General features: G+C 69.6%; 6 protein-coding genes. 4 read left to right on the top strand and 2 right to left on the bottom strand.

The window, feature by feature from the left end:
* The 3 genes from cofH to dapC form a co-directional block, all read left to right on the top strand.
* Nucleotides 1–772 (top strand): 5-amino-6-(D-ribitylamino)uracil--L-tyrosine 4-hydroxyphenyl transferase CofH (gene cofH / locus V7E05_RS01245; protein ID WP_333617860.1); only part of this gene is annotated, 772 nt, incomplete at its 5' end.
* 309 nt (nt 773–1,081) lie between these two features.
* Complete coding sequence (fdxA, locus tag V7E05_RS01240) at nt 1,082–1,402, top strand: ferredoxin (protein WP_333617859.1); 321 nt, start codon at nt 1,082–1,084, stop codon at nt 1,400–1,402.
* A 55-nt stretch (nt 1,403–1,457) separates the two neighbouring features.
* A complete protein-coding gene (gene dapC, locus V7E05_RS01235) occupies nt 1,458–2,546 on the top strand; it encodes a succinyldiaminopimelate transaminase (RefSeq protein ID WP_333617858.1) in 1,089 nt (362 codons plus the stop codon).
* 111 nt (nt 2,547–2,657) lie between these two features.
* Here dapC and V7E05_RS01230 read toward each other — a convergent pair whose 3' ends face one another.
* Together V7E05_RS01230 and dapD are read right to left on the bottom strand one after the other, a co-directional pair.
* Complete coding sequence (locus tag V7E05_RS01230; protein WP_333617893.1) at nt 2,658–4,016, bottom strand: amino acid permease; 1,359 nt, start codon at nt 4,014–4,016, stop codon at nt 2,658–2,660.
* A gap of 67 nt (nt 4,017–4,083) precedes the next feature.
* The gene (dapD, locus tag V7E05_RS01225; protein ID WP_333617857.1) at nt 4,084–5,052 is read right to left on the bottom strand and encodes a 2,3,4,5-tetrahydropyridine-2,6-dicarboxylate N-succinyltransferase; all 969 of its coding nucleotides are present in this window, start codon (nt 5,050–5,052) and stop codon (nt 4,084–4,086) included.
* A gap of 130 nt (nt 5,053–5,182) precedes the next feature.
* Here dapD and dapE point away from each other — a divergent pair, with 130 nt between their 5' ends.
* Complete coding sequence (gene dapE, locus V7E05_RS01220; protein WP_333617856.1) at nt 5,183–6,496, top strand: succinyl-diaminopimelate desuccinylase; 1,314 nt, start codon at nt 5,183–5,185, stop codon at nt 6,494–6,496.
* Nucleotides 6,497–6,605: the final 109 nt, after the last annotated feature.

Raw genomic sequence — 6,605 nt, 5'->3', positions numbered from 1 at the left:
CGGAGTCGGCGGGTATGCGGAACTCGTCCGCGCCGTGAAGACCCGAGTGCCCGGAATGCACGTCCATGCCTTCAGCCCCATGGAGATCTCCAACGGTGCCTCGCGCTCCGGGGTCGGGGTGCGCGAGTGGCTCACCGGTCTCAAGGAGGCGGGCCTCGACTCGATCCCCGGTACGGCCGCGGAGATCCTCGACGACGAGGTGCGCTGGATCCTCACGAAGGGGAAGCTGCCTACCGCCGAATGGATATCGATCGTCGAGACCGCGCACGAGGTGGGGATCCGCTCGAGCTCGACCATGATGTACGGGCACGTCGACGCGCCGCACCACTGGGTCTCGCACCTCCGCACGCTGCGGGGGATCCAGGAGCGCACCGGAGGATTCACCGAGTTCGTCCCGCTGCCCTTCGTCCACCACAGCGCGCCCCTCTACCTCGCCGGGGCCGCGCGCCCGGGGCCCACCCGCCAGGAGAACCTCGTCGTCCATGCGCTGGCCAGGCTCATGCTCCATGGCGCGATCGACAACGTGCAGACCTCGTGGGTCAAGCTCGGCACCGCGGGCACACAGCGGATGCTGCAGGCCGGCGCCAACGATCTCGGCGGCACGCTCATGGAGGAGACCATCTCCCGGATGGCAGGTGCCGAGAACGGATCGGAGAAGAGCCCGGAGGAAATCCGTGAGATCGGCGAGGGGATCGGGAGGCCGGTCGTGCAGCGCGACACGTTCTATCGCCGCGTTCGAGGTGTCCCGCGGGTGCCGCTGCTCGTCGAGTGATCCGCTCCGCCCCCGCTCGTGAGTTGGTCGATCGTGAGTTGGTCGATCGACCGAAACGGGCTGCGTCCGGGACGGCCGCCATCTAACCTTGGTGGGGCTGCCCCCGGCGCCGACCGTGGGCCGCGTTGGGAACGGCGCGACCGTGTCTTAATATGAGAGACGAACAACAGGACATGGGCCCGGAGTCCGCCTCGGCGGCGTCGCGGGCCCGAGCGCCGACAACATCCGCCCTGCCCGGCGGGCCGACGCTCGCATCGGAACCGGTCTCGGTTTCGACACTGGCTGTCTACGAAAGGAAATCACGGAGTAATGACATACGTGATTGCGGAGCCGTGCGTCGATGTTCTCGACAAGGCGTGCGTCGAGGAATGCCCGGTCGATTGCATTTACGAGGGCGGCCGGATGCTCTACATCCACCCCGACGAGTGCGTCGACTGTGGCGCCTGCGAGCCGGTGTGCCCGGTCGAGGCCATCTTCTACGAGGATGATGTTCCGGACGAATGGGAACCGTACACGCAGGCCAATGCCGATTTCTTCGAGGAGCTCGGCTCTCCCGGAGGCGCCGCGAAGACGGACCCGGGCCCCGACGTCGAGTTCGTCAAGAAGCTCCCCCCGATGGGCGAGGAGTAGGGCACTGGACGCCGTGCAGGGAACTGGCAGGCGGACGGCGAGTCGTCGCACGCCCGTGACCTCTAGGCTCCCCGTCTTCCCGTGGGATACCCTCGCGGGCGCGCGCTCGCGTGCTGCGGAGTATCCGGTCGGGCTCGTCGACCTCACCGTCGGCGCCCCGGTCGACGAAGTCGATCCGGGGATTCGCGCGGCGCTCGCGGAGGGGGCCGCGTTCCCGGGATACCCAGCGACACACGGCACCGCCGAGCTCCGCTCGGCCGCGGCCGCGGCGATGGAGCGCCGCTTCGGCGTGCCGGGCGTCGACCCCACGTCGATCCTCCCGGTGATCGGAACGAAGGAAATCGTCGCCGGCCTGCCGGCGCAGCTCGACCTGGGGGCGGGATCGACCGTCGTCATCCCCGAGGTCGCCTATCCGACCTACGAGGTCGGCGCGCTCCTGGCCGGTGCGCGCGCGGTGCGAGCGGACTCGCTCACCCAGCTGGGGCCCGAGAAGGTCGACCTGGTCTACATCAATTCCCCGTCGAATCCCACGGGCAAGGTGCTCGGCGTCGACCATCTGCGCAAGGTGGTCGGCTGGGCGCGCGAGCGCGGCGCGATCGTCGCCTCCGACGAGTGCTACCTCGGGCTCGTCTGGGAGGGGGAGGCCCCGTCGATCCTCGATCCCCGCGTGTGCGACGGCGATTTCTCCAATCTCCTCGCGCTCCACTCACTCTCGAAGTCGTCGTCGCTCGCGGGTTACCGCGCGGGCTTCGTCGCCGGGGACCCGGAGCTCGTCGCCGAGTTGCTCGCGGTGCGCAAGCACGCGGGGATGATCGTGCCCATGCCCGTGCAGACGGCCATGACCCACGCGCTCACCGACGATGCGCATGTCGATGCCCAGCGCGAACGCTACCGTGCCCGCCGCGCCCTCCTCGCCCCGGCGGTCGAGTCGGTGGGCCTGCGCATCGAGAATTCCGAGGCCGGCCTGTACCTGTGGGCCTCTCGCGATGAGCCCGGCCGAGCGACCGTCGACTGGTTCGCCGAGCGCGGGATCCTCGTGGCGCCCGGTGAGTTCTACGGACCGCGCGGCGAGAAGTTCGTGCGCATCGCGCTCACCGCGACGGACGAGGCCGTGGCCGAGGCCGCGCGCCGGCTCGAGAGGTAGCGCCCAGCGGCGTTTCCCGCCGCGATCCACCCGCCTATGACAACGGACGGCGGCCTCGCATCGGAGGCCGCCGTCCGCTGTATTCCAGGACCTACTCGGTCCTCTCGGCGCCTACGGCGTGCCGATTCCGACGTGTGCCCCCGAGTCCTCGTGGACCCGCGAGTTGATCAGCGAGAGCACGCTGAGCACCACGACGAGGCCGACGACGCCGAAGATCTGCTGCCGCGCCGATTCGTCGGTGAGCATGAGAATCGAGAGCGCGAGGATCGCGACGATCGTGGCGATGCCTAGCCACGGATGCAGCCACATCCGCACCGTGAGCTTGCCCGCAGCCTCGATCTGCGAGCGGAGCTTGAGCTGCGATGCCGCGATGGCGATCCAGACCACGAGGAGGGTCGCTCCCACGGCCTGGAGCAGGAAGTCGAGCAGCCCCTCCCACTCGAACCACTGGAGCGCGACGGCGACGAAGCCGAAGAACACCGAGACGTAAACGGACACCGATGGCGCCGAGGAGGCGTTCGTGCGCGCGAGGATCCGCGGGCCGTCGCCCTGCTTGGCGAGTGCGAAGGCGATGCGCGAGGTGCCGTAGATCTGGGCGTTGAAGGCCGAGAGCAGCGCGAGGACGATTATGACCTCGAGGAAGCCCACGACGCCGGGGAGGTGGGCCATCCGCAGCACGGCGGTGAATGGGCTCTGCTCGGCGGTGTCGGTGTCGGCGAGGGAGTCCCACGGCAGCAGCGCGGCGATGATCAGCACGGAGCCGATGTAGAACACCGAGATGCGCCAGATGACCGAGCGGACGGCGGTGCCGACATTGCGGGCCGGGTCGTCGGACTCGGCCGCGGCGATGCCTACGATCTCGACGCCGCCGAACGCGAAGGCGACGGCGAGGAGGCCTGCCGAGACACCCGCCCACCCGTTGGGCATAAACCCACCGTCACCGGTGAGGTTCGCCATGCCCACGGGTTCGGTGTCGGGGAGGAGGCCGAAGACTACGAGTACGCCGATGACGAGGAACGCGAGGATCACCACGACCTTGACCAGCGCGAACCAGAATTCGAACTCGCCGAACGCGCGGACGCGAACGAGGTTGACCACCGCGAAGAAGACCATGCACACGAGCGCGGGGATCCATGCCGGGATGCCGAACCAACCGCCGATGATCGCGGCCGCGCCCGTCATCTCCGAGGCCATGACCATGATGAGCATAAACCAGTAGATCCAGCCGACGACGAAGCGCGCGTGGCGCCCGAACGCCGCGCCGGCGTACGTGGCGAAGGAGCCGGCAGAGGGCATCGCCGCGGCCATCTCGCCGAGCATCCGCATGGCGAACACGACGATGATGCCGGCGGCGATGTAGGAGATGAGCACTGCGGGACCGGCGGTAGAGATCGCCGAGCCGGTGCCGAGGAACAGGCCCGCGCCGATCGCGGAACCAAGCCCCATCATCGTTAGATGGCGGCTGGCCATGCCCGTGGAAAGCTGTCCGCCGAACTCGGCGGCGTCGTTTTCCGCGGCAGCGGCCCCGCCTGCAGGCTTAGTCATTCTTGTGCAGCTCCGCGTTGAGGGAGACGCCCTCGGACTTCCACGGCACGACCTCGACGGCGCCGGTCGTCGAGTTGCGGCGGAAGAGCATGTTGTCGCGGCCGGAGAGGTCCTTGGCCTTGACGGTCTCGGCCTCCGACCACGCGCCGGCCTTGAGGACGACCTTGGATCCGGCGGTCACGTAGAGCCCGGCCTCGACGACGCAGTCGTCGCCGAGGGAGATGCCGATGCCGGAGTTCGCGCCGAGTAGGCAGTTCTCGCCGATGGAGATGGTCTCCTTGCCGCCTCCGGACAGCGTGCCCATGATCGAGGCCCCGCCGCCCACGTCGGAGTTCGCGCCGATGACGACGCCGGCCGAAATGCGCCCCTCGACCATCGACGGGCCGAGCGTGCCGGCGTTGAAGTTGACGAAGCCCTCGTGCATCACGGTGGTGCCCTCGGCGAGGTGCGCGCCGAGGCGGACTCGGTCGGCGTCGGCGATGCGGACGCCGGAGGGCACGACGTAGTCGACCATGCGCGGGAACTTGTCGATCCCGTAGACGATCACGGGGCCGCGCGCGCGGAGCTTCGTGCGGGTCATGTCGAAGCCCTCGACCTTGCAGGCGCCGTGGTTGGTCCACACGACGTTGGCGAGGTGGCCGAACTGGCCCTCGAGGCTCGCGAAATGCGGGCGGATGAGTCGGTGAGAGATGAGGTGGAGACGGAGGTAGACGTCCATCGCGTCGATCGGCGGCTCGGTGAGGTCCGCGATGCTCACGCGGACCGCGACGAGCTCGACACCGCGCTCGACGTCCGCTCCGACAATCGAGCGGAAATCCTCCGGCACGTCGTCTCCGTTGAGCACCTCGTGCCCCGAGGTCTCCGCCGCGCCGAGTTCGGGCGCGGGGTACCACACATCGAGAACGGTTCCGTCCAGGGTCATCGTCGCCACGCCGAGGGCGATTGCTCCATGTGCACTCATGCGCATGAGATTACCGTCACCCGCCTGGGCGCACGGCAAGGACCACGGGAAATGCCGGGAACTTCTGCCGTCATCCGTTCTTCCCCGGCGCGGCCCGGCGCCATCCCCGCCGCTCGCTACCCTGGGAGGCGTGTCCACACGCGAAGGAAGCACCCCCAGCACCAGCAACGACGGCGCCCCGGCGCTCGATCTCGCCGGCGCCCCCGTGGCTCTCACCGCCGCTCTCGTCGACATCGAGAGCCCCTCGCGGGAGGAGGAGGCGCTCGCCGACGCCGTGGAGGCCGCGCTGCGCGCGAGCGTCGCCGCCTTCCGCGGGCCCGGCACCTCTACGGATGTCGAGCGGATCGGGAATTGCGTGGTCGCGCGCACGAACAGGGGGCTCGGCTCCCGGGTGATCCTCGCGGGGCACCTCGATACGGTGCCGGTCGCCGATAACGTGCCGTCCGTCGTCAGGCACGTTCCCAGAGACGGAGACTGCGACGGGGGAGAGCCCGAAGAGAGGATGTACGGCTGCGGGACGAGCGACATGAAGTCCGGGGATGCGGTGTTCCTGCACCTCTTCGACGCGCTCGCCGATGCCGAAGAGCTTGCTCACGACCTCACGATCATCATGTACGACTGCGAGGAGATTGAGGCCTCGGCGAACGGCCTCGGCGTGCTGCAGCGCGAGCGCCCGGAGCTGCTCGACGGCGATCTCGCGATCCTCGGGGAACCGACCGATGGGTTCATCGAGGCCGGCTGCCAGGGCACGCTGCGCATCCGCGTCCACGCCGTCGGCACGCGCGCGCACTCGGCGCGCAGCTGGCTCGGTGAGAACGCCATCCACCGCCTAGCTCCCGTGCTCGGTGCGCTGTCCGAGTACACGCCGCGCGACGTAGAGATCGACGGCTGTACGTACCGCGAGGGGCTCCAGGCCGTCCGCGTCTCGGGCGGGGTCGCGGGGAACGTCGTCCCGGATTCCGCGTGGGTCGACGTCAACTTCCGCTTCGCCCCCGACCTCTCGAGCGGCGAGGCGCTGCACCACGCGGTCGAAGCGCTCGGCCTCGCGCCCGGTAGCCGGTTCGACGCCGCCGATCCGTGGTCGGAGGAGGTCAGCGAGCCGCTCGCCGACCGTTCGGGGGAGGGGCAGGGCGGTCATGACGGCGGACCGAGCGAACCACAGGCGGATCCGATCTCCTGGCAGCTCACCGACCTCTCGCCGGCCGCAATGCCCGGTCTGTCCATCCCTGCCGCGGCCGCCCTCGTGCGGGCCGCCGGCGGCCGGGTGCGCGCGAAGTACGGCTGGACCGACGTGTCGCGCTTCGCCGCGGCGGGCGTCGCCGCGGTCAACCTCGGCCCCGGCGACCCGGGTACGGCGCACAAGCGGGACGAGTTCTGCCGCACCGCGGAAATCGGCGAGGTCGCCGCGTTCCTCCGAGGATTCCTCACCGCGCCGGGCGAATAGCCGGGCGAGTATTCGGGGCTGGCGGAGCGCGTTCGCCGCGCCCCGAGCCGCCGCGCCGGAGCGCGGATTCGCGCGCGGTGTCGGTGTTGTTGGGCAGAATCGGCAGAGG

It is taken from the genome of Dietzia sp. (genome assembly GCF_036741115.1).
Lineage (GTDB): Bacteria > Actinomycetota > Actinomycetes > Mycobacteriales > Mycobacteriaceae > Dietzia.
The sequence above is the reverse complement of the archived record's forward strand: the minus strand, read 5'-3'. Positions and strand labels throughout refer to the sequence as shown.

Coding starts and splice junctions, on each gene's coding strand:
- fdxA (WP_333617859.1), top strand. CDS start 1,082: ATGACATACGTGATTGCGGAGCCGTGCGTCGATGTTCTCGACAAGGCG.
- V7E05_RS01230 (WP_333617893.1), bottom strand. CDS start 4,016: ATGGCCAGCCGCCATCTAACGATGATGGGGCTTGGTTCCGCGATCGGC.
- dapD (WP_333617857.1), bottom strand. CDS start 5,052: ATGAGTGCACATGGAGCAATCGCCCTCGGCGTGGCGACGATGACCCTG.